Genomic DNA, 21,388 nt, shown 5'->3' with positions numbered 1-21,388 from the left:
GGCAAGAGGTTTACCGCCCCTGCGCCGGCCGCAGGCGAGACCAGGTTTCGGCGACCAGCTGGTCCATCACCTGCCGGGCGTCCCGATAGCCGTGCAGGGCCGAGTCGCGCCACTGCCCGCTGGCCAGCAGGTCCCCGGTGCGCGCGTCGAACACGCGCACTGACAAGGACTGCAGGTACATCACCACATCCCAGCGCCAGACATCGACATAGGACACCACGGCATCGACCTGTGGCGATTGGCGGGTGCCGGCCGCAAGCGCAGCCTTGATCTGCAGGCCCTGGTTCAGCAGCGCTGCCGATAGGTGGCCATCCATCTCTGGTGAGTTGCCTTCGTCGGGCGCTTGCGCGACGGTGGCGATGCGGGCGGTGGGCGCCTTGGCGAGCATGACGTCCTGGCGGGTGGCACAGCCGCCCAAGGCGGAGGCAAGGGCCAACAAGGCCAGCAAGGCTGAAAGGCGCTGAAGCGGGATCATGGACGGATGGCTCGACGTTATGAAAAGAAGAGCATTGTGCCGGCCTCGCCAACCCGGGCGGCGCGGCGCCGGCCTCGTCCGATCCGTCCTCGCGGCGGACGCCGCGATGCAGCGCCGGCTGACAGGGCCGCGCATCAGCCACCGGAACAATGCAGCTCGTCGTTCCAAGCTGCTGAAGCACCATGCATCGCCGTACTGTCCTGGTCCAACTCGCTGCCCTGTTCTCAGCCGCCTGCGGGGGTGGTGGCGGCCCGGCGACACCTGCTGCGTCCGCTCCGACCGCAGGAGCGGACCCGGTGGCGGCCAATCCCGCACCGGCCGCGGCCCCACCGCCCGCGCCACCGGCACCCAGCAGCCCCCACATCGCGGCTTGGGGCGACTCGCTCACGCCGCGGGTCGCCTTCACCCTCGCTGCGCTGTATCCCGCTCGCCAGGTCTTCGACGGCGGCGTGAACGGCGAAACCTCGGGCGACATCCTCCGCCGCCACCGGGCCGACAACCGACACCGCGACTGGATCAACGTGTTCTGGTACGGCCACAACAACCAGACCCAGGCCGACCAGATCCGCGCCGACATCGCCGCCTCGGTCGCCCTGCTCTCGCCGGGCAACGACCGTTTCATCGTGATGTCGGTGGTGAACCAGGCCACCGAGCGCGAGAACCGCGGCGGTGCCGACTACCGAACCATCCTCGAGTTGAACGAATCGCTGGCCGCCACCTACCCGGCCCACTACCTCGACATCCGCTCGCACCTCGTGCAGCAGGCCGACCGCAGCCGCTGGCAGGACGCGGCGGACTTCGACAACGATGTCGTGCCGCGATCGCTGCGCTATGACCACATCCACCTGAACCACGACGGCAGCCGCGTGGTGGCCGAACGGCTCAAGCGGTTCATCGACGCCAAGGGCTGGTGAGCCCGGCGCCCCCCTTTCGCGTGCGTCTGCGGCTTCAGCGCGATTCCTGCTGGCGCTTCCAGTTGCCGTACGCCTCGTCCATGCGGCTGCTGCGTTCGTCGCCGCGATCGGCCGGGGCGCCGCCCATGGTGCGCGTAGCGCCCCGGTCCGCCTCGGCCGCCTCTTCATGCGTGCCCGGCAACCGGCGCTCGATGGCCTTGCCCGTGCGGCGCAGCGCCTCGGCGCCGCGATGGGCCGCGCTTCGCGTGGCATCCCAGGCGCGCTGGACGCCACTGCGGGTGGCGTCCACCACTCCGCCACCTTCCCGCCGGGCTGCCGCATCCTCGACGCGGTGCCGTTCGACCGCCCGTTCGGAGCGCTCGGGCGTGCGCGCGACATCGCGGTCCTGGGCCAGCACACTCCCGCCCAGCCCGACCACCGCGGCCATCAACCAGACACGAACTCTCATGGCGACACCTGTCACTCGGCACCGATGCCGATCAAGCACGATCACACCGAGAGGTTTGCCGGCGTGCTGTCGGACGGCGCATCGATCGCGTGTCGGCAGCGGCAGCGCCTGGCAAAGCCACGTCAGGCGAGCAACCACCCCGCCCCTGCCCCCAGCATCACCACCCACACGGGCGACACCCGCGCCACCACCAGCAGCCCGAACGCCGCCAGCGCCAGGCCGAAGTCGGCCGGCCGCAGGATGGCGCTGGTCCACACCGGGTCGTACAGCGCGGAGAGCAGGATCCCCACCACACCGGCATTGACGCCCGCCATCGCCGAGCGCACCGCATCGCGTTGGCGCAGGCTGTCCCAGAACGGGAGCGCCCCCACCACCAGCAGGAAGGCGGGCACGAAGATCACGAGCACGAACACCCCTCCGCCCGTCCAGCCCGACAGGGGGCCCTTCATCACCGCGCCGAGGTACGCCGCGAACGTGAACAGCGGCCCCGGCACCGCCTGGGCCGCGCCGTAGCCCGCCAGGAACTCCGAGTTGCCGACCGCGCCCACCGGCACCACTGCCGACTGCAGCAGGGGCAGCACCACATGCCCGCCGCCGAACACCAGCGCCCCGGCACGATAGAAGCCCTCGACCAGCGCCCACACCGTCGAGCCGGTCGCCAGGACGACGAGGGGCAGCCCCAACAGCAGCAGCGCGAAGACCCCCAGCGCGGCGATACCTGCGCGGCGGGATACGCCCCAGCCGACATGCGGCACCGGATTCGGGTGCGGCAGCTGCAGCATCCACCAGCCCACCAGTCCGCTGGCCACGATCGCGCCGACCTGCCCGATGGCCGAGGGCAGCACCAGCGTCAGCAGGGCCGCGCCGATCGCCAGCCCGGCGCGCGGCCGGTCGGGACACAGCGACCGCGCCATGCCCCAGACCGCCTGCGCGACCACCGCCACCGCCACCACCTTCAGGCCGTGAACCGCACCCGACTCGGCCAGCTGGCCGTAGGTCGCGATGCCGTAGGCGAAGGCGATCAACGCCAGCGCCGAAGGCAGCGTGAACCCGAGCCACGCCAGCAGCGCCCCCCGCCAGCCCGCCCGCTGCAGGCCCAGGGCGATGCCGACCTGGCTGCTCGCCGGCCCCGGCAGGAACTGGCACAGTGCCACCAGGTCCGCATAGCTGCGCTCGTCGAGCCAGCGCCGCCGCTGCACGAACTCGGCGTGGAAGTAACCGAGGTGCGCCACGGGGCCGCCGAACGAGGTGAGGCCCAGTTTCAGGAAGGCGGCGAGCACTTCGAGGGGACGACCTTGGACCTGCAGTGGCTGCGGCGCGGGTGGGGAGGACGGGCGGGTCATTCGGTGCTGCGTTCGACGTGCGAGAGACCGGCCGGCCGCTCTGCGCGCGCGAGACTACCGCATGGGCATCCGCATGCCGGGGACATCCGATCGCACAGCCACGGCAGCTTGCACCTTGCCTAGCATGGCCGCGGATGGAACCACGCATCGCATCCCTCGTCGCGCAGCAATGCCTGCCGTTCGCACCCGCTGCCTGCATCGAAGCCCGGCCCCTGCGCGGCGGACTGGAGTCGGCGGTGGCCCACGTCCGGATCAGGTCGCAAGGGCCGCTCACGCGAGGGCTGCCCCGCCACATCGTGGTCAAGCAGCTGCTGGGGACCCAGCGCCGCGAGGCCGATGTCTACGGCCTGCTGTGGCGCACCTTGAGCGATCCACCCGCCGCGCGCGTGCTGGCGCGCAGGGATACGCCGGAGGCCGCCTACCTGTGCCTGGAACATGTCCGTGTCGCCTCGGCCTGGCCCTGGCGCGACACGGCGGCGGCAGGGGCCGTGTGCCAGGCGCTCGCGCGCGTGCACCGGGCCCGCGCCGCCGCCGCCGGACTGCCTCCGTGGGACTACGAACAGTCGCTGCGCCGCTCGGCCGAGGACACCCTGCGCCTGGCCACGGTGGTGCGGTACGGCGGCGACGCGCCATGGCGCCACCTCGGCGAACTCAAGCGCGTGGTGGCCGCCCTGCCCCGCCTGCGCGAGCGGCTGCTGGCGGCGGGCACCACGCTGATCCACGGCGACGTTCACCCCGGCAACGTGCTCCTGCGCGCGGGCGAGGGGCCTGGACGCGTGGTCCTGATCGACTGGGCCGCCTCCCGCGTGGGATCACCCCTGGAGGACGTCGCCTCGTGGCTGCACTCGCTGGGTTGCTGGGAGCCGGAGGCGCGGCGGCGGCACGATTCGCTGGTGGCCGCCTACCTTCGTTCCACCCGCCCGGCCATGCCGCTCGATGCCGCCTGGCGCGCGAACTACTGGATCGCCTCGGCCAGCAACGGCCTGGCCGGTGCGATCCGCTACCACCTCGCGGTGCTCGGGGATCCGGCGAGCAGCGCACGAGACCGCAAGTCGTCGCAGCGCGCACTCGACGAGTGGCAACGCGTGATCCGCCGGGCCGCGGACGTGGCGGGCGCGACGAACCCGCCCCACGCCTGGCCGCGCGCCGCCAGGTGCTGAAGCCCTACTCGAAGACCCGCTCCTCGTCGAGCACGTACGGCACTTCCTTGTTCTTCTCGGAGTAGCCGTCGAAGGGCTTGCCTTCGGCGTCGACGCGCGCCAGCACATCGCTGTCGGGGTCGATGGCGGCGCCGATGCGCAGCATGACCAGCGGCTCGCCATCTTCCTTGGCCTGGAACCAGTAGTAGGCGTTGGCGGGCAGCAGCACGCAGTCGTTCCTGCCCACCTCGCGCGTCTCGCCGCGCGGGCCGTGGAACACGGCGCCGCCCTGCATCACGATGAAGACGTGGTCCTCGTTCGAGTGGGCGTGGAGTTCGTTCTCGCCGCCGCTGGCATAGGTCTTGAGCACCACGTTCATGTGCCGCGTGGCGCCCAGCACCTGGTTGGTACGCCCTTGCCTGGGCAGCTTCGCCCGCACATGGAAGAAGCTGGGCAGCGCCGACTGCGCCATGCGCTCCATCTCGGCGCGCCACTCGTCGGCGCTGTTGGCAATGGGGGCGAAGCTGCGCTCGTGGGTGCTCGTGCTCATCTCAATCTCCGGTGTGGGATCGGGTCATGCCCTGGACCATCGAGGGTGCATAGCCCGGTTGCACCCGCACGTCCACCACCACGCCCTGCCCTTGCTTCACGCAGGCAATGGCTTCGCGCAGGGTGGCGCGCAGCGCCTTCGCGCTCTCCACCGGTCCGAAGCCGGCCAGGCCCTGGGCCCGCGCCATCATGGCCAGGTCGGGTGCCGGGTCGTCGATGCGCTGGCCGATCCAGCGGTTCTCCACCGGCCGGCTGCGCTGGCGCGCCACGCGCTCCTGGTGCAGTTCGTCATTGAAGAACGACCGGTTGTTGACCACCAGCGTGAGCAGCGGAATGCGCGCGTTGGCCGCCGTCCAGAAGGCCGTGACGCCCATCAGGAAGTCGCCGTCGCCGATCATCGCCACCGGCAGCCGCCCCGAGCCCTGGAGCGCGAGCGCCGAGCCCACCACCATGCCCGGGCCCGATCCGATGCCGCCGCCGCCGTCGAAGCCCAGGTAGTCCAGTGGCTCCTCGAAGTCCCACATCTCGCCCGACCAGCTCAGGGGCAGGCGCATCAGCGTGACGGGATCGTCGACGGTCTCTTCGCGCACGACGCGGGCGAGCGAGCCCACCGTCAGCGGGCCGTCGTCGTCCGGCGCGGCGCCACGATCGCGCCCGGGCGCGGCAGCGGCCGAGGCCGACGACCATCGGGCCGCCTCATCGCGCGTGGCCTGCAGCAGCGCCGCGACCAGCGGCTCCGGCTCGCAGGCCAGGAACAGGTCGGCCGGCGGCAGGCCCTGGTGGTCCATGCTGTAGCCGTTGTGCAGGTGGTGGTCGACCGAGACCTGCACCACCCGGCTGGCCACCGGCCGGTCGTCCCAGGCCTGGCGCAAGGTGCCGGCCAGGTCGATCCAGTCCAGGCTCAGCACCAGGTCGGCGTCGGCCAGCAGCTTCACGTTCTCGGGCGACAGGAACATCGAGGCCGGCCCACCATGCAGCGGGTGTCGGGTCGGGAAAGCCGCAGCCGCCTTCAGGTCGGTGATGACGCGGGCACCGAAGCGCTCGGCCAGCGCGATGCGCTCGTTCCAGCCCTGCATCGACCGGTCGACCCGGCCGGCCAGGATCACCGGCCGCCGGGACTCGCGCAGCCAGCTGGCCAGCCGCTCGACGTCCGGCGCGGCCGGATGCACCGGCTGTGGCGGCGCGTAGCGGGCGAAATCGGGCAGCGCGGCGGGCGCGTCCAGCCGCATCTCCTGCATGGCCGCGTCGAAGCACACGTACACCGGCCCGCGCGGCGCCGTATTGGCGATGCGGTTGGCGCGCAGCATGGCCTCTTGCGCGCCGGCCACCGAGGTCACCTGCGCGTCCCACTTGACGAAGTGGCGCACCAGCGCGGCCTGGTCGGCGGCCGTGTGCAGCCAGTCGATCCAGGGCCGGCGCTGCGCCGAATCGACCGGGCCCGTGGCGCCGAAGACCAGCACCGGCGCGCGGTCGGCCCAGGCGTCGTATATGGCCATGGAGCCGTGCATCAGCCCCACGTTGCTGTGCAGGATGGCGGCCAGCGGCTTGCCGGTCACCTTGGCATAGCCGTGCGCGATGGCCACGGCGTGCTCCTCGTGCAGCACCAGCAGCATCTGCGGATCGCGGTTGCCCAGGTGGTTGACCAGGCTGTCGTGCAGGCCGCGGAAGCTGGCCCCGGGGTTGAGCAGCACGTAGGGAATGTCCAGGCCGCGCAGCATGTCGGCGATGGCGTCGCTGCCCCAGGCCGAGCCGTCCGTCGAAGGCACCGGCACGTCGCGGCGCGGCACCGTCACGGCGGCGCGGGACTCCCCTGGCAAGTCGTTCTTTACTGCGGTCACTGCTTTCTACTTCCTCGTCATTGGCTCTGGATGCCGGCGCTCTTGATGATCTGCGACCAGCGCTTGAGGTCTTGGTCGGCGCGCTGGCGCATCTGCTCGGGCGTGCTGACCAGCACGTCGATGCCCTGCCCGCCCAGGCGGCTGACGATCTCGGGCTCGGCCATGATCTTGCGCACCTCCTGGTTGATCTTGTCGATGATGGGCGCGGGCGTGCCGGCCGGCGCGGCCAGGCCCAGCCAGATCTCGCTCTCGTAGCCCTTGACGCCCGACTCGTCCAGCGTGGGCAGCTCGGGCACGCTGGGCAGGCGCTTGCTGCTGGTGACGGCGATGGGCTTGACCCGACCGGCGCGGATGTGCGGCAGCAGCTGGTTGATCACGCCGAAGGTCATCTCCACCTGGCCACCCACCACGTCGGTCACCGCCGGCGCGGCGCCCCGGTAGGGAATGTGGACGACGCGCGTGCCGGTCATGGACTTGAACATTTCCGCCGACATGTGCTGCGGGCTGCCGTTGCCGCTGGACGCATAGCTCAGCTTGCCGGGCCGCTCGCGCAGGTACTTGATCAGTTCGGCCGTGTTCTGCACCGGCACGCTGGGGTGCACCACCAGCACCATCGAGGTGGTGCCCAGCAGGCTGATCGGCGCGAAGTCCTTCTGCGGATCGAAGGGCATGCGCGGGATCAGCGCCGGGTTCATCGAGGTGATGTTGATGTTGGTCAGCAGCAGCGTGTAGCCGTCGCCTGGGGCCCGCGCCACCTCGCCGGCGCCGATGTTGCCGGCCGCGCCCGGCTTGTTCTCCACGACCACGGGCTGGCCCCAGGCGTCCTGCAGCTTCTGGCCCACCACGCGGGCGATCACGTCGTTGCTGCCACCGGTGGTGTAGGGAACGACGATCCGCACGGTCTTCTGCGGGTAGGGTGGCGCGCTTCCCTGCGCATGGAGGAGGGACGGCGCGGCGGCCAGGGCGGCGAGGCCCTGCAGCACGCGGCGGCGCTGCATGACGGTGGAACTCTTCATTGGATGTCTCCGGATGCGGGGTTCGTTTTGGACGGGTGATCCTAAGCAGCCTCCTAGAATTGATCAATCTTGATTAGCCAATCAACACCGCCGACCGATGGGTAAGCCGGATCCACGCAAGGACTACCTCACCACCGCTGAAGCGGTCGAGCTGCTGGGGGTCAAGCCGCAGACGCTGTACGCCTACGTCAGCCGTGGCCTCGTGCGCAGCATCCCCGACGAAAGTTCACGCTCGCGCCGCTATGCGCGTGAAGACCTCGAGCGGGTGCGCCTGCGCTCGCGCGCCAACTCCACGCCAGAGGCCGTGGCCGCCACGCTGCTCGACCTCGGCCATCCGGTGGTGCTCACCGGCATCACCGAGATCACCCCGCAGGGGCCGAGCTACCGCGGCCGGCTCGCCGTGTCACTGGCCCGTGAAGGCGCGCGGTTCGAACAGGTGGCCGAGCTGCTGTGGACCGGCCTGTGGCACGACGTCGAGGTGCTGTGGGATGCGCCCAGCCCCGCCACCGCCATCGGCCGCGCCCTGCGCACGGTGGACGCCGGCACCGCGCGGCACCAGCTGGTGGAGCTGTTCGCGCTGGTGGTCATGCGCCTGGCCATGGGCCGCGGGCCGGTGCAGGCCCGGCTCCTGTCGGGCCGGCCGCTGGACGCCGCGCGCGAGATCGTCCAGGTGCTGGCGGGCTGCTTCGGCTACCTGGGAGAGCGCGGCAGCTACTTGCCGCCGCGCCCCGGCCGGTCGGTGGCCGAATCCCTGCTGCTGGCCCTGGGGCGCGCGCCCGGCGAAGCCGACCGCGCGCTGCTCGACGCCACGCTGGTCCTGCTGGCCGACCATGAACTCTCGCCCGGCGCCTTCAGCGCGCGGATCGCCGCCTCGGCCGGCTGCTCGGTGCACAGCTGCCTGGCGTCCGCCATCGCCACCAGCTCGGGCACCGAGGTCGGGCGCCGCTACGACCGCATCGAGGAACTGCTGGACCGCACCGGCTCGACGGCCGAGCTGGCTGCCCACGCCCGGCGTCTCATCGAGTCCGGCCAGAGCCTCACCGGCTTCGAACATCCGGTCTATCCGCAAGGCGACCCCCGGGCCGCCTGCCTGCTCGAGCTGCTGGGCAAGCGGCGGGTGTCGCGCGACGTCACACGGGTGTTCGCCCTGATCGATGCGGCGGGCCAGCCCTTCGGACTCAAGCCTCGCCACGAGCTGGCGGTCGTCGCCGCGTGCCGCTCGCTGCGGCTGCCGCGCGGCACCCCGGCCGCGCTGTTCGTGCTGGCGCGCATCGGCGGCTGGGTGGCCCACGTGCTCGAGCAGCGGCGCTCGAGCACGCTGATCCGGCCGCGCGCGAAGTTCGTGGCCGGCGGGCCGGGGTGAGCCGCTGGGCACCCGTCCCGCCGATTTGCTGGCACGATGCGTCCGCGCCAGGCTGCCTTTTCCCGGCCCGGCCAGCCGCCACCGCGACAACTTCAGCCACAAAGGAACCGAGCGAATGCACCCCACCCGCCGCCATCTCCTGACCGCCGCCAGCGCCGCCGTGCTCGTCGCCCTGCTGCCGGGCTGCGCGCAGACCCCCGAGAAGAAATTCGAGCCCGTCGTCGGCCAGGCCGGCAAGGACGTGATCTGGGTCCCCACGCCGGATGAGGTGGTGCAGCGCATGCTCGACATGGCCGAGGTGAAACCCGGTGAGCGGGTGGTGGACCTGGGCTCGGGCGACGGCAAGATCGCCATCGCGGCGGCCCGCCGCGGCGCCCGCGCGCGCGGCATCGAATACAACCCCGACATGGTGGCGCTGTCCCGGCGCAACGCCCGTGAGGCCGGCGTGCAGGTCGACTTCCGCCAGGGCGACATCTTCAAGGAAGACTTCCGCGAGGCCGACGTGGTCACGCTCTACCTGCTGCCCACGCTCAACGAACGGCTGCGCCCCATCCTGCTGGACATGAAGCCCGGCACCCGCGTGACCTCGCACCAGTTCCGCATGGGCGACTGGATGCCCGACCGAACCGACGAGCTGGCCAGCCGCGAGGCGCACCTGTGGATCGTGCCCGCCAAGGTGGCCGGCAAGTGGAACCTGCGCGTCGCCGATGCGCAACCGGTGCCGCTGGAGCTGAGCCAGCGCTACCAGAACGTGGAGGGGCATGCCCAGGTCGAGGGCAACCGGGTGCCGCTCGAACAGGCGAAGCTGCGCGGATCGGCCATCCGCTTCGACCTGCCGGCGGGCAACATCGGGGCGCTGCGCTTCGAAGGCACGGTCGATCCGGCCGGCCGCATGCAGGGCACCGTCACCAGCCCCGCCGGCCAGCGCCGGCCCTTCACCGCCACGCGCTCCTGAGCCACGCGGCAGCCCCGCGCAGGTCATCGGGCACGGCGGTCCGCGCGCGGTTGTCGCGCCCCTGCGCGCTTCCTATGATGGATCGCGCCCGCGTCGGGCGCGACAGGAGGTGCCGCATGCAGCCAAGCCACGTCGATGGATCCAGCGTCTGCGTCATCGGCGCAGGCGTGTCGGGCATCTGCGCCATGAAGGAGCTCTCCGCCGCGGGCGTGCCCTTCGAGGCCTTTGACGAGCGCCCTGGTCCCGGCGGCATCTGGCGCTACCAGCCCGAACCCGGCCGCACCTGCGCCTGGAAGTCGCTGCACATGAACAGCCCGCGCGGCACCTACGAGTTCAGCGGCTTCCCGATGCCCGCGCACTACCCGGACTTCCCGGCGCGCGAGCAGGTGCTGGCCTACCTCGAAGACGCCCTCGACCACTACGGCCTGCGTCCCTCCTTGCGGCCGAACCGGCGCGTCGAGCGCGTCGAGCCCGTCGACGGAGGCTGGCGGGTGACGCTGCAGGGCGAAGGCAGCCGGCTGTTCCGCGCCGTGGTCGTGGCCAACGGCCACCACAACGACCCGATCGTGCCGAAGGTGGAAGGGCGCTTCGACGGGCCCATGATCCATTCGGGCGCCTACCGCGAGCGCGACACCTACGCCGGCCAGCGGGTGCTCGTCGTCGGCTATGGCAACAGTGGCGCGCAGATCGCGGTGGACGTGAGCCATGGCGCCGAGCAGGTGCTGCTCGCGATGCGCAGCGGCACCTGGGTGTTTCCGCACTACGTCCGGGGCATCCGCATCGACCGCTGGTTCGACACCCGCAAGGTGGGCCGCCTGCCGCACCGGCTGGACGACCTGGTCGTCAGCGGCCTGTACCGCCTGCTGATCGGCCGGCCGGACCGCCACGGCCTGCCGCCCCCTCGGCGGGGGCTCGGCTCGACCTTCCCCACCATCGCCGAGAACCTGGTCAACCGCATCGGTGACGGGCGCATCCGCATCGTGCGTGAACCCACGCGCTACGACGGCCGCACCGTCACCTTCGCCGATGGCACGAGCACGCGGGTCGATGCGGTGATCAACGCCACCGGCTACCGCATGACCTTCCCGTTCCTCGACCCGCAGTTGCTTCAGGCCGAGGACAACCGCATGCGCCTGTACCTGCGCACCTTCCACCCCGAGCTGCCCACGCTCACGGTGATCGGCGGCTACCAGGCGCAGGCGCAGTGGGGTTTTCTGCCGCTGATGGAGTCGCAGTCGCGCCTGGTGGCCGCGCACCTGTCGGGGCGCTATGAACTGCCGTCACGCCAGGCCATGGAAGCCGCCATCGAGCAGGACGCGCGCGACACCGCCCAGCGTTTCGTCGACACGCCGCGCCACCACTACCAGATGATGGGTCCGGTCTACCTGCGTCGCTGGGCCCGCGAGTTGCAGCAAGGCACCCGCCGCGCCCAGCAGACGCAGCGCAAGCGCGCGCACCAGGCGCCGCTGCAGGCCGCGTAGATGGCGTCGGCCGGCGCCGCACACAATCGCCGCTCACCACGGCAGGAGACACGACATGGCGGCACACGCTCCGATCTGGACGCCCGGCACCGAGCGCATCGCACGCGCGCACTTCACCCGCTTCAGCGCCTGGCTGGCGCAGCACCGCGGCCTTCGCTTCGACGATTACGAATCGATGTGGCGATGGTCCGTCGGCGACCTCGAAGGCTTCTGGACCGCTGCCTGGCAGTACTTCGACATCCCGGTGCGCCAGCCCTTCACCCGCGCCCTCGCCGACGACCGCATGCCGGGTGCGAAGTGGTTCGAGGGCGCGCAGCTGAACTTCGTCGACCAGGTCTTCCGGCACGCCGGCCTGGGCAGCCCGGCCATCGTGTACGAGAGCGAGGCCGGCGGCAGCGGCGAGCTGTCGTGGGCGCAGTTGCAGCGCCAGGTGGCCGCGGTGGCCGACACCCTGCGCGAGATGGGCGTGCAGCCCGGCGACCGCGTGGTCGGCTGGATGCCCAACATCCCGCAGACCGTGGTCGCCTTCCTCGCCTGCGCCAGCCTGGGCGCCGTCTGGTCGGTCTGCGCGCCCGACATGGGGCCGGTAAGCGTGGGCGACCGTTTCCGGCAGATCGAACCCAAGGTCATCCTCGCGGTGGACGGCTACCGCTTCGGCGGCAAGCCGTTCGACCGTCGCGCCGTCTTCGACGAGATCCTGGCCCAGCTGCCCAGCGTCACCGGCGTGCTGTGGGTGCCGCACCTGGACCCGGCGGCGCCCGGCCCCACGGGGCGGGCCGGTCTGCGGGTCGTGCCCTGGCAGGACGCGTCGACACGCGCCGCCGCCTGGAACCCCACCGCCCTGCCGGCCGACCATCCGCTCTGGATCCTGTATTCATCGGGCACCACCGGCCTGCCCAAGGCCATCGTGCATGGCCACGGCGGCATCGTCGCCAACGGGCTGGTCAACATGGTCCTTCACGGCGAGCTGCACCCGGGCGACCGCATCCTGTGGGCGGTCAACACCTCGTGGATGGTGTGGAACGCGCACGTGCTGGGCCTGCTCGGCGGCGCCAGCATCGTGCTCTATGACGGTGCCGTCACCGGCGCGGGCGCCGAGCCCGATTGGTCGCACCTGTGGCGCCTGGCAGGGCGCCTGGGTGTCCACGTGTTCGGCGTCGGCGCAGCCATCCACCATGCCTGCATGAAGGCCGGCGTGGTGCCGCGCGAGGTGGCCGAGCTCTCGGCGCTGCACACGGTCTGCAGCACCGGCTCGCCCTTGTCGCCCGAGGCCTACGACTGGCTGTACCAGCGCGTCAAGGCCGACCTGTGGCTCAACTGCGTGGCCGGCGGCACCGACATCGCCGGCGGCTTCCTGGTGGGCCTGCCCACCCTGCCGGTGCGGGTCGGCCAGATGCAGTGCCGCACGCTGGGCGCCAGCGTGCACGCCTTCGACGAGACCGGCCAGCCGGTGATCGGCCAGGTGGGTGAGCTGGTGTGCACGCGGCCGCTGCCCTCGATGCCGCTGCGCTTCTGGGGCGACGAAGGCAATGCCCGCTTGCTCGACAGCTACTTCGACACCTTCCGCACGCCGGATGGCGGTGGCATCTGGCGCCACGGCGACTGGCTCGAACTGGTGCCCAACCCCGAGGCCGTGGGCGGCATCATCTACGGCCGCTCGGACGCCACCATCAATCGCCAGGGCGTGCGCATGGGCACCGCCGAGTTCTACCGGGTGGTCGAGGGTGTCGACGAGGTGCTGGACAGCCTGGTGGTCGATCTCGAATACCTCGGCCGCGAGTCGTACATGGTGCTGTTCGTGCAGCTGCGCCCTGGCATCGGGCTCGACGAGCCGCTGCGCAAGCGCCTGGTTCAGGCCCTGCGCACGGGCCTGTCGGCCCGGCACGTGCCCAACGACATCATCGCGGTGGCGCGGATCCCCAAGACCATCACCGGCAAGAAGATGGAGCTGCCGATCAAGAAACTGATGCTGGGCCATCCGCTGGAAAAGGTGATCAACCGCGACGCGGTGGCCGATCCGGCGGCGATCGACTGGTATGTCGATTTCGCGCGGGCCCACCTGGCCCGAGCGGCCGCGGACGTCGGCCCGGCGTGACGGTGGAGGAGCCGGCGCATTCCACCCACGCCGGCCTGAGCGACGCCGAGGCGGACCAGCGCCTGCACGACGAAGGCGGGAACGAGTTGCCCCAGGCGCCGCGGCGCACGCTGGCGCGCATCGCGCGCGAGGTCGCCGGCGAGCCGATGTTCCAGCTGCTGGCCGCCGCGGCGCTCATCTACTTGCTGCTGGGCGACGTGCACGAGGCGCTGGTGCTGCTGGCCTTCGTGGCCATCATCGTCACCATCGCGCTGGTGCAGGAGCGGCGCACCGCACGCGCGCTCGAAGCCCTGCGCGACCTCTCCAGTCCCCGTGCGCTGGTGGTGCGCGGCGGCGTGCGCCAGCGCATCGCAGGCCGCGAGGTGGTGCGGGGTGACGTGATCGTGCTGGCCGAGGGCGACCGCGTCCCCGCCGACGCCGAGCTGCTGGCGGCCAACGACCTGCGCATCGACGAATCGCTGCTCACCGGCGAATCCGTGCCGGTGGACAAGGCGGCGGCCATCGCCGAGGCCGCCACGGCCTCGGGCCCCGACGTGGGCCGGCCCTCGCGCGTGTTCGCCGGCACCCTGGTGGTCGGCGGCCAGGGCATGGCCCGCGTCGTCGCCACCGGCGCCCGCAGCGAGATCGGGCGCATCGGGCGGGCGCTGGGCACCATCGAGTCAGGGCCCACGCCGCTGCACCAGCAGACGCGGCGGCTGGTGCGCCTGTTCTCCGTCCTGGGCCTGGGCGTCAGCGCGGTGGCCGCGCTGCTGCACGGCCTGCTGCGCGGCGACTGGCTGGGTGGCGTGCTGGCGGGCCTCACGCTGGCCATGTCGCTGCTGCCGCAGGAGTTCCTGCTGATCCTCAGCGTGTTCACCGCCATGGGCGCCTGGCGCATGGCGCGCCAGCGCGTGCTGACGCGCCGCCCCGCGGCCATCGAGACGCTAGGCGCGGCCACGGTGCTGTGCACCGACAAGACCGGCACGCTGACGCTCAACCGCATGGCCATCGCCGAACTGCAGTTGCCTTCCGCGATGGGCGCTCCCGGCCCGAGCTGGCGGCCGGCCGAGGGTCCGCTGCCGCAGCCCTTCCACGCACTGCTGGAAGCCGGCGTACTCGCCAGCGAAACCGATCCCTTCGACCCGATGGAAAGGGCCCTGCACGCGCTCGGCCGGGAGCAGTTGCCACCGGCCCGGCTGCATCCCGGCTGGACCCTGGCGCACGAATACCCGCTCAGCCCCGGGCTGCCGGCCATGACCCATGTGTGGCAGGGCGGCGATGCAGGCCCGGTGGTCGCCATCAAGGGGGCGCCCGAGTCGGTGGGCGCCCTGTGCCGGCTGCCGCCCGATCAACGGGATGCGATGCGGGCGGCAGCCGAGGCGCTGGCCGGCCGCGGCCACCGCGTGCTGGGGGTGGCCACGGGCACTTGGGCGGGCGGCGCCTGGCCACCCTCGCCCGCCGGCTTCGACCTGCGCTTTCTCGGGCTGCTCGCCCTGGCCGATCCGCTGCGCGACGGCGTCGATGCGGCGGTGCGGGAGTGCCGGCAGGCCGGCATCCGCGTCGCCATGATCACCGGCGACCACCCGGGCACCGCACGCGCCATCGCTCGCCAGGCCGGCATCGACGAGGCCGGGCCGATCCTGACCGGCCGGGAGCTGGCCGGACTGGATGACGCCACGCTCAAGCAGCGCGTGCTCGACACCTCGGTCTTCGCCCGCGTCACGCCCGAGTTCAAGCTGCGCATCGTGCAGGCCCTGCGCGCGCAGGGCGAGGTGGTGGCGATGACCGGGGATGGCGTCAACGACGCACCCTCGCTCAAGGCCGCGCACATCGGCATTGCCATGGGCGGCCGCGGCACCGACGTGGCGCGCGAGGCCGCGGCCATCGTGCTGCTGGACGACGACTTCGGCTCCATCGTGCGGGCGGTGCGGCTGGGCCGGCGCATCCACGACAACGTGCGCAAGGCCATGGGCTTCGTGCTGGCCGTGCACGTGCCCATCGCAGGGCTGGCGCTGCTGCCGCTGGCCCTGGGGCTGCCGCTGGTGTTCACGCCGCTGCACATCGCCTTCCTGGAGCTGGTGATCGATCCGGTGTGCTCCATCGCCTTCGAGGCCGAGCGCGAGGAGGCCGACCTGATGCAGCGACCGCCGCGGGCCGTCGGCGAGCCTCTGCTTCCCGCGGGCTTCGCGGCCTGGAGCCTGCTGCAGGGATTGATCGTGCTGGCGGCCGTGGGCGGGGGCTTCCTCGCCCTGCTGGCGAGCGGCGTGCCCGAGGCCCAGGCGCGCGCGGCCGCGTTCGTCGCGCTGGTGTCCTGCAACTTCGCGCTGATCCTGTCCAACCGATCCTTCACCGCATCCCTGTGGCAGACGCTGCGCCGCCCCAACTCGCCGATGTGGCTGATGCTGGGGGTCACCGCGGCCCTGCTGGCGGCCCTGCTGGCGATCCCGCCGCTGCCCGAGCTGTTCCGCTTCGCGGCTCCGGCCGCGCCGGTGCTATGGGCCGCGGCCGGGCTGGGCGTGGTCATGCTGGCGGTGCTGGAGTCGATCAAGCCTCTGGCTGCGCGCTCCATGCGGCACGGCTGAGGGCGCCCCAGCCGCGCTGGACTTCACCGGGCCGCAAGGGGGCGCACCTGCCGGCCAGCCTCGCGTCCCGCACGAAGAACGGCACGCGCGGCCCATGTGTCCCCAGCCCAGGTACATCGGCCCAGGCCGGGCAAGCGAATCAGAGCCCTCCCGACACGTCGAACAAGCCGCCGGTCACGTACGAGGCCTGCTCCGACGCCAGCCACAGCACCATGCGCGCCACCTCCTCCGGCTGGCCCATGCGGCCCTGCGGAATCATGCGGGTCATGGCCTCGAACTGCTCCGGCGAGCGGTCGGCGTGGATGTCGGTGGCGATCACGCCCGGCCTCACCGCGTTCACCCGGATGCCCTCGGCCGCCACCTCGCGCGCCAGGCCCAGCGTCATCGTGTCCATGGCGCCCTTGGTCGCGGCGTAGTGGATCCAGGCGTTGGGCGAGCCCGACTTCGCCGCCCCCGACGAGATGTTGACGATGCAGCCGCCGGCGCCGCCGCGGCGCGGGGACATGCGGCGCACCGCCTCGCGCGCACACAGGAAGGCGCCGGCCACGTTCACCCGCAGCACCTCGTCGAGCTGGGCGGCGGTGACGTCTTCCAGCCGGCTGCGGCCACCGGTCACCCCGGCGTTGTTCACCAGCACCCGAAGCGTGCCGAGCTTGTCCACCGCCTCGAAGCCCCGCAGCAGCGAGGCTTCGTCGCTCACGTCGGCCTGGATTGGCGTGGCCTGCACGCCTTCGGCCGCCGCGGCGCGCACACAAGCCTCGGCCTCGGCGCGGCTGCTGCGGTAGAAGAACGCCACCTGCCGGCCCTGGCCCGCCAGCCGCACGATGGCGGCCCCGATGCCCCGGCTGCCGCCGGTGACCAGCATCACATCCCGATCTGCCATCGCATCGCTCCCTGCCATCAACGAGTGACCCAGCGCACGTAGTAATCGATGGCGGCGGGATCGGTCTCCACCTCCACCACGAAGGGCCCGGCGCTGTCGCGGGCCTGCACCAGCGCTTCGCGCAGTTCGGACGGCGTCGCCGCGCGCCGGGCCGCGATGCCGAAGCTCGCCGCCAGCTGCGTGAAATCGACCTTGGGATCGGCCACCCAGCGCGCCGCGCGCAGGTCCTCGTCGGACCAGCCGCGCGCATGCTTGGCGGTGTGGGCCACGTCGTGCCAGCCGCCATTGGCCAGCACGATGAGCTTGATGGGCACGTTCCACAGCGCCGCCGCGTAGAGCGTGTTGCCGGTGAACATGAAGCCGCCGTCGCCGGCCAGCGCCACCACCTGGCGGTCGGGCAGCGCGACCTGCATGCCGATGGCGGCCGGCGTGCCCCAGCCCTGCGCGCTGGCACGGCCCGAGATGCCGTAGTAGCGCGAGGGATCATCGAGGGGCAGCATGTCCAGCAGGTAAGCGGTGCCGGTCGTGGAGTGGTCCACGATCACCGCGTCCTTGCCGAAGACCTCGTGCACCTGGTCGATGAGCTGCGGCACCGTCACGCTGGCGTGCGCGCTGCTGGCGGGCGCATCGTGGTCGGCCTGCAGCTGCCCGCGAAACGCGGCCACCGCCTCGCGGACCGATGCGTCCCATGCCGGCCGGTCCTGCCGAGGCCGCGCGGCCACCGCCTCGGCCAACTCGCGCAGGCTCTCGCGCGGATGCCCGACCAGGCCCACGTCGGCCCACACCTGCTTGCCCAAATCGAGCAAGTCGCTGGCGAGGAACACCACCTTGGCGGTGCGCGGCGGCAACAGGGGCGCGCCGCCGCCGCCGGTGAGCTCGGCGCCGGCGATCAGCACCACGTCGGCCTCGCGCAGCAGCGGGTGCGTGCCCGAGCAGCGGCCGGCATAGAGCGGATGCGTGTTGGGAAAGCCCGGGTAGGCGACGTAGGGTTCGGCCAGCACGGGCGCGCCCAGGCGCTCGGCCAGCCTGACCATCGCATCGACGGCGCCATATTGCGCGACATCACCGCCGGCGACGATCACCGGGCGCTTCGCGTCGGCCAGCAGCGCGGCGGCGGCGGCGAGCCCCTCGGCATCGGGCCGCGTGGCGGTGAAAGCCTGCAGGCGGCCGGGCGGGTACCCGGTGGCCTGCTCCAGCACCGATTCGTCGATCTCCTCGGTGTAGAGGTCGGCCGGAAAGGCCAGGTGCACCGGCCCCATGGGCGGGGTCTGCGCGATGGCCACGGCGCGAGCGATGGCGTCGGGGATGCGCTCGACGCTGGGCACCTCCCAGTCCCATTTCACGAACTGGCGCGGCATCTCGGTCACGTCGCGCGGCACCGCGGCGTAGCCGTCGCTGCGCGCCAGCTTGCGGCTGGTGGTGGTGGAGGTGAACAGCATCGGGCTGCGGTCGGCCCAGGCCGTGGTCACACCCATCATGGCCAGCGCCGTACCGGACGCGTGGTACACGTTCACGAAGGCGGGCCTGCGCGTGGCGCGCCCGTAGCCATCGGCCATGAGCGCAACCGCCGTCTCGCTCGGGCCGCAGTAGTACTGCAACTCCTCGCGGTGTCGGCGCAGCGCGTCGATCAGCGGCTGCAGGCCCAGCCCGGGCACGTTGAAGACATGCGTGATGCCGTTGCCGACGAGGCAGCGGGCGATCAGCTCGGCGCCGGAAATCTTCATGCGGTTCTCCTCCTACCAGGCCCGGTGGCCCACGTCCACCGGCAAGACCACGCCCGAGATGCCGGAAGCGGCATCCGAGCACAGGAACACGATGGCGTTGGCCACTTCGTGCGGCGTGGCCAGCCGCCCCAGCGGCGAATAGAGCTTCAGCTCGTCGGCCTTGGACATCTGGCGCGCCTGCTGCCCCACGCCGGCCATGGGCGTGGACAGGAAGCCCGGCGCCACCGAGTTGACGCGGATGCCTTTGGGCCCCAGCCCCACCGCGAAGTTTCGGGTGAGCGATTCGACGCCGGCCTTGATGGCGGTGTACATGAAGCCGCCGTCGGCGCGCCGGCCCATGGTGGCCACCACGCTGGAAACGGTGACGATGGAGCCGCCGGGACGCAGGCGCTTGCCGGCCTCCACGCACAGCTGCGCGACCGCCAGCAGGTTGATCTCGGTGATGGGCAGCAGGTCGGCCCTGGCGGCATCTTCGATGAAGCTCATGGCGAAGATGCCGTGCGCGATGACCAGGTGCGTGAGCGGCCCGGCCGCCGCCGCGTCGTCGAGCACGCGCCGCAGCGCGGCCTCGTCGCGCACGTCCAGCTCGCGGAAGGTGCAACCCGCGGGCAGCGCCGCCGGGGGCGGGCCCAGGTCGCAGGCGACCACGTGGCAGCCCTGCGCCACCAGCTGCTCGCACACGGGCAGGCCGATGTTGCCGGCCGCGCCGGTGACCACGGCGACCGGCCGCTGTGAAGTGTCCACGGGTGTACTCCTACTTCAGGTCCATCATGCGCGGCAGGAAGAGCGCGACATCGGGCCAGATCATCAGGATGGCGATGCCGACCAGCAGCGGCGCAACGAAGATCAGGCCGCCGCGGATGATGTCGGCCATGCGGGCGTCGGCGACCACGGTCCGCAGCACGAACAGGTTGAAGCCCACCGGTGGCGAGATGGCGGCGATCTCGATCTGCAGGGTCACCAGGATGCCGAACCAGACCGGGTCGTAGCCCAGCTGCACCACCGCCGGAAACAGCACCGGCACCACGATCACCAGGATGCTCATGGGGTCCAGGAACATGCCCAGCCCGACCAGCAGCACGTTGATCGCGATCATCACGCCCCAGGGCGGCACGTCCAGGCCCACGATGGCCTGCGCCGTCGCCTGCGGAATGCCCAGGCGGCTCAGCACGAAGGCGCTGAACAGCCCGGTGGCCACCAGCAGCACGAACATCGCGGTGGTGCGCGCGGTGTTGTCCAGGATCCGGCGCATCACCTCGCGCTTGAGCGAGCCGAGCAGGAAGGCGATCAGCAGCGCGCCGAACGCGCCCACCGCCGCGGCTTCGGTGGCCGTCGCGATGCCGGTGTAGATCGAGCCCAGCACCGCGACCACCAGCAGCGACACCGGAATGACGGACTTCAGGGAAGTCCAGCGCTCCGACGTGTCGATCGGCGCCGAGCGGGCCGGCGCCAGTCCGGGGTTGCGCCAGATCAGGTAGAACACCGTGAGCGACAGCAGCGTGACCAGCATCAGCCCGGGCCCGATGCCCGCCATGAACAGCGCGCCGATGGAGGTCTCGGTGATGATGCCGTACAGGATCAGCGACACCGAGGGCGGGATCAGGATGCCCAGCGTGCCGCCGGCCGCCGTCACGCCGAAAGCCAGGCGTGGCGCGTAGCCCTTGCGCATCATCTCCGGCACCGCCACCGAACCGATGGTGGCCGCGGTCACCGGGCTGGAACCGCACACCGCGGCGAAGCCCGCGCAGGAGAAGATGGTGCCGATCGGCAGCGCGCCCGGCACGCGGCCCAGCCAGATCTGCGCCGCGGTGAACAGGTCGCGCCCGATCCGCGTGGCGCCCAGCGCCTCGCCCATCAGGATGAACAGCGGCACCATGAGCAGCACGAAATTGGAGGCCTGCGCGAACAGCAGCACGCCCAGCTGGGTGAGCGCGCCCTGGCCGATGAAGACCAAGGCGCCCAGCGAAGCCGCCAGGCCGGTGGCCACCGCCACGGGCGTGCCGGTGGCCAGCAGGACCAGCAGCAGCGCGAAGAAGGGCAGGAAGGACAAGGGCTCCATCAGGTCGTCCCCCGCGCCGGCCGCTCGGGCACCGCCTGCCGCCGGGCGAGCGGGTCCGCCTGCAGGCTGCGCAGCAGCAGCGAAACGGCCGTGAGCAGGAACTGCACCACGCCCAGCGGCCCGACCCAGTAGATGGTCTTCATCTTCACCGGAATGGTGGCGGTGAACGAGCCGTCATAGAGGAAGGCCTCGTACGTCTCCTGCCACACGTACCACAGCAGCAGCAGCGCGAAGCCGACCACCAGCAGCAGCGCCACGATCTGCATCGCCCGCTTGGGTCCGGCGGGCAGGTACTCGTAGAGGATGTCCACCGCCACGTGCGAGCCGCTTTGCAGCGCGGGCGCCAGCGCCAGGAAGAAGATGAAGACCAGCGCGAAGCGGCTGGCGTCCAGCGCCCACGAGGTGGGCAGGCCGAACACGTTGCGCGAGACGATCTCCCACAGGATGCCCACGAGCACCAGCAGCACCGCGACGCCGCTGAAGGTGAGGAACCAGCCGTTGACCGCCTCGACGAAGGCGTGGAAGCGACGCATGCGCGCGGGGCC

The 21,388-nt window shown here is 71.7% G+C and carries 18 protein-coding genes; 7 read left to right on the top strand and 11 right to left on the bottom strand.

Features of this window, described 5'->3' with window-relative positions:
* Window positions 1-10: 10 nt before the first annotated feature.
* Window positions 11-475 (bottom strand): hypothetical protein, encoded by a 465-nt coding sequence (locus tag JI739_RS10315; RefSeq protein ID WP_201683816.1) that lies wholly within the window; start codon window positions 473-475, stop codon window positions 11-13.
* Between the two features lie 296 nt (window positions 476-771).
* Here JI739_RS10315 and JI739_RS10310 point away from each other — a divergent pair, with 296 nt between their 5' ends.
* The gene (locus JI739_RS10310) at window positions 772-1,389 is read left to right on the top strand and encodes an SGNH/GDSL hydrolase family protein (protein WP_201683815.1); all 618 of its coding nucleotides are present in this window, start codon (window positions 772-774) and stop codon (window positions 1,387-1,389) included.
* A 34-nt stretch (window positions 1,390-1,423) separates the two neighbouring features.
* Here JI739_RS10310 and JI739_RS10305 read toward each other — a convergent pair whose 3' ends face one another.
* Both JI739_RS10305 and chrA read right to left on the bottom strand, forming a co-directional pair.
* A complete protein-coding gene (locus JI739_RS10305; protein ID WP_201683814.1) occupies window positions 1,424-1,837 on the bottom strand; it encodes a hypothetical protein in 414 nt (137 codons plus the stop codon).
* Between the two features lie 122 nt (window positions 1,838-1,959).
* The gene (chrA, locus tag JI739_RS10300) at window positions 1,960-3,180 is read right to left on the bottom strand and encodes a chromate efflux transporter (protein WP_201683813.1); all 1,221 of its coding nucleotides are present in this window, start codon (window positions 3,178-3,180) and stop codon (window positions 1,960-1,962) included.
* Between the two features lie 134 nt (window positions 3,181-3,314).
* On the opposite strand from chrA, the gene JI739_RS10295 reads away from it, so the two are divergent.
* Entirely contained in the window at window positions 3,315-4,340 is a 1,026-nt protein-coding gene (locus JI739_RS10295) for a phosphotransferase (RefSeq protein WP_201683812.1), read from the top strand.
* 4 nt (window positions 4,341-4,344) lie between these two features.
* Here JI739_RS10295 and JI739_RS10290 read toward each other — a convergent pair whose 3' ends face one another.
* Genes JI739_RS10290 through JI739_RS10280 form a run of 3 tightly spaced genes read right to left on the bottom strand, consistent with a single transcriptional unit; the run spans window position 4,345 to window position 7,722 of the window.
* Window positions 4,345-4,869, bottom strand: coding sequence for a cupin domain-containing protein (locus JI739_RS10290; protein ID WP_201683811.1), 525 nt, complete (start codon window positions 4,867-4,869; stop codon window positions 4,345-4,347).
* 1 nt (window position 4,870) lies between these two features.
* Complete coding sequence (locus JI739_RS10285; RefSeq protein ID WP_354003706.1) at window positions 4,871-6,706, bottom strand: thiamine pyrophosphate-binding protein; 1,836 nt, start codon at window positions 6,704-6,706, stop codon at window positions 4,871-4,873.
* Between the two features lie 17 nt (window positions 6,707-6,723).
* Window positions 6,724-7,722: a Bug family tripartite tricarboxylate transporter substrate binding protein gene (locus tag JI739_RS10280; RefSeq protein WP_236589476.1), complete on the bottom strand. Its 999-nt coding sequence runs from the start codon at window positions 7,720-7,722 to the stop codon at window positions 6,724-6,726.
* A gap of 97 nt (window positions 7,723-7,819) precedes the next feature.
* On the opposite strand from JI739_RS10280, the gene JI739_RS10275 reads away from it, so the two are divergent.
* The 5 genes from JI739_RS10275 to JI739_RS10255 all read left to right on the top strand — a co-directional run bounded on the left by JI739_RS10275 (window position 7,820) and on the right by JI739_RS10255 (window position 16,177).
* A complete protein-coding gene (locus tag JI739_RS10275) occupies window positions 7,820-9,085 on the top strand; it encodes a citrate synthase (protein ID WP_201683810.1) in 1,266 nt (421 codons plus the stop codon).
* Between the two features lie 115 nt (window positions 9,086-9,200).
* Window positions 9,201-10,040: a class I SAM-dependent methyltransferase gene (locus JI739_RS10270; protein WP_201683809.1), complete on the top strand. Its 840-nt coding sequence runs from the start codon at window positions 9,201-9,203 to the stop codon at window positions 10,038-10,040.
* 116 nt (window positions 10,041-10,156) lie between these two features.
* Window positions 10,157-11,521 carry a flavin-containing monooxygenase gene (locus JI739_RS10265; RefSeq protein ID WP_201683808.1) on the top strand — a complete coding sequence of 455 codons (1,365 nt, stop codon included), beginning with the start codon at window positions 10,157-10,159 and terminating at the stop codon, window positions 11,519-11,521.
* Window positions 11,522-11,576: 55 nt separating this feature from the next.
* Window positions 11,577-13,616, top strand: a complete 2,040-nt coding sequence (locus tag JI739_RS10260) for an acetoacetate--CoA ligase (RefSeq protein WP_201683807.1) — start codon at window positions 11,577-11,579, stop codon at window positions 13,614-13,616.
* Window positions 13,613-16,177, top strand: a complete 2,565-nt coding sequence (locus JI739_RS10255) for a cation-translocating P-type ATPase (RefSeq protein ID WP_354003705.1) — start codon at window positions 13,613-13,615, stop codon at window positions 16,175-16,177. Before JI739_RS10260 ends, JI739_RS10255 begins: the two co-directional genes overlap by 4 nt.
* A gap of 139 nt (window positions 16,178-16,316) precedes the next feature.
* Here JI739_RS10255 and JI739_RS10250 read toward each other — a convergent pair whose 3' ends face one another.
* Genes JI739_RS10250 through JI739_RS10230 form a run of 5 tightly spaced genes read right to left on the bottom strand, consistent with a single transcriptional unit; the run spans window position 16,317 to window position 21,376 of the window.
* Window positions 16,317-17,060: an SDR family oxidoreductase gene (locus JI739_RS10250; RefSeq protein ID WP_201683806.1), complete on the bottom strand. Its 744-nt coding sequence runs from the start codon at window positions 17,058-17,060 to the stop codon at window positions 16,317-16,319.
* A gap of 17 nt (window positions 17,061-17,077) precedes the next feature.
* On the bottom strand, window positions 17,078-18,784 hold the full coding sequence (locus JI739_RS10245; RefSeq protein ID WP_201683805.1) for a thiamine pyrophosphate-binding protein: 1,707 nt from the start codon (window positions 18,782-18,784) through the stop codon (window positions 17,078-17,080).
* Window positions 18,785-18,796: 12 nt separating this feature from the next.
* Window positions 18,797-19,528 carry an SDR family NAD(P)-dependent oxidoreductase gene (locus tag JI739_RS10240; protein WP_201683804.1) on the bottom strand — a complete coding sequence of 244 codons (732 nt, stop codon included), beginning with the start codon at window positions 19,526-19,528 and terminating at the stop codon, window positions 18,797-18,799.
* 10 nt (window positions 19,529-19,538) lie between these two features.
* Window positions 19,539-20,843 (bottom strand): TRAP transporter large permease, encoded by a 1,305-nt coding sequence (locus tag JI739_RS10235; RefSeq protein WP_201683803.1) that lies wholly within the window; start codon window positions 20,841-20,843, stop codon window positions 19,539-19,541.
* Window positions 20,843-21,376 carry a TRAP transporter small permease gene (locus tag JI739_RS10230; protein ID WP_201683802.1) on the bottom strand — a complete coding sequence of 178 codons (534 nt, stop codon included), beginning with the start codon at window positions 21,374-21,376 and terminating at the stop codon, window positions 20,843-20,845. Before JI739_RS10230 ends, JI739_RS10235 begins: the two co-directional genes overlap by 1 nt.
* Window positions 21,377-21,388: the final 12 nt, after the last annotated feature.

Source organism: Ramlibacter aurantiacus, assembly GCF_016722895.1.
Classification (GTDB): Bacteria; Pseudomonadota; Gammaproteobacteria; order Burkholderiales; family Burkholderiaceae_C; genus Ramlibacter; species Ramlibacter aurantiacus.
The sequence above is the reverse complement of the archived record's forward strand: the minus strand, read 5'-3'. Positions and strand labels throughout refer to the sequence as shown.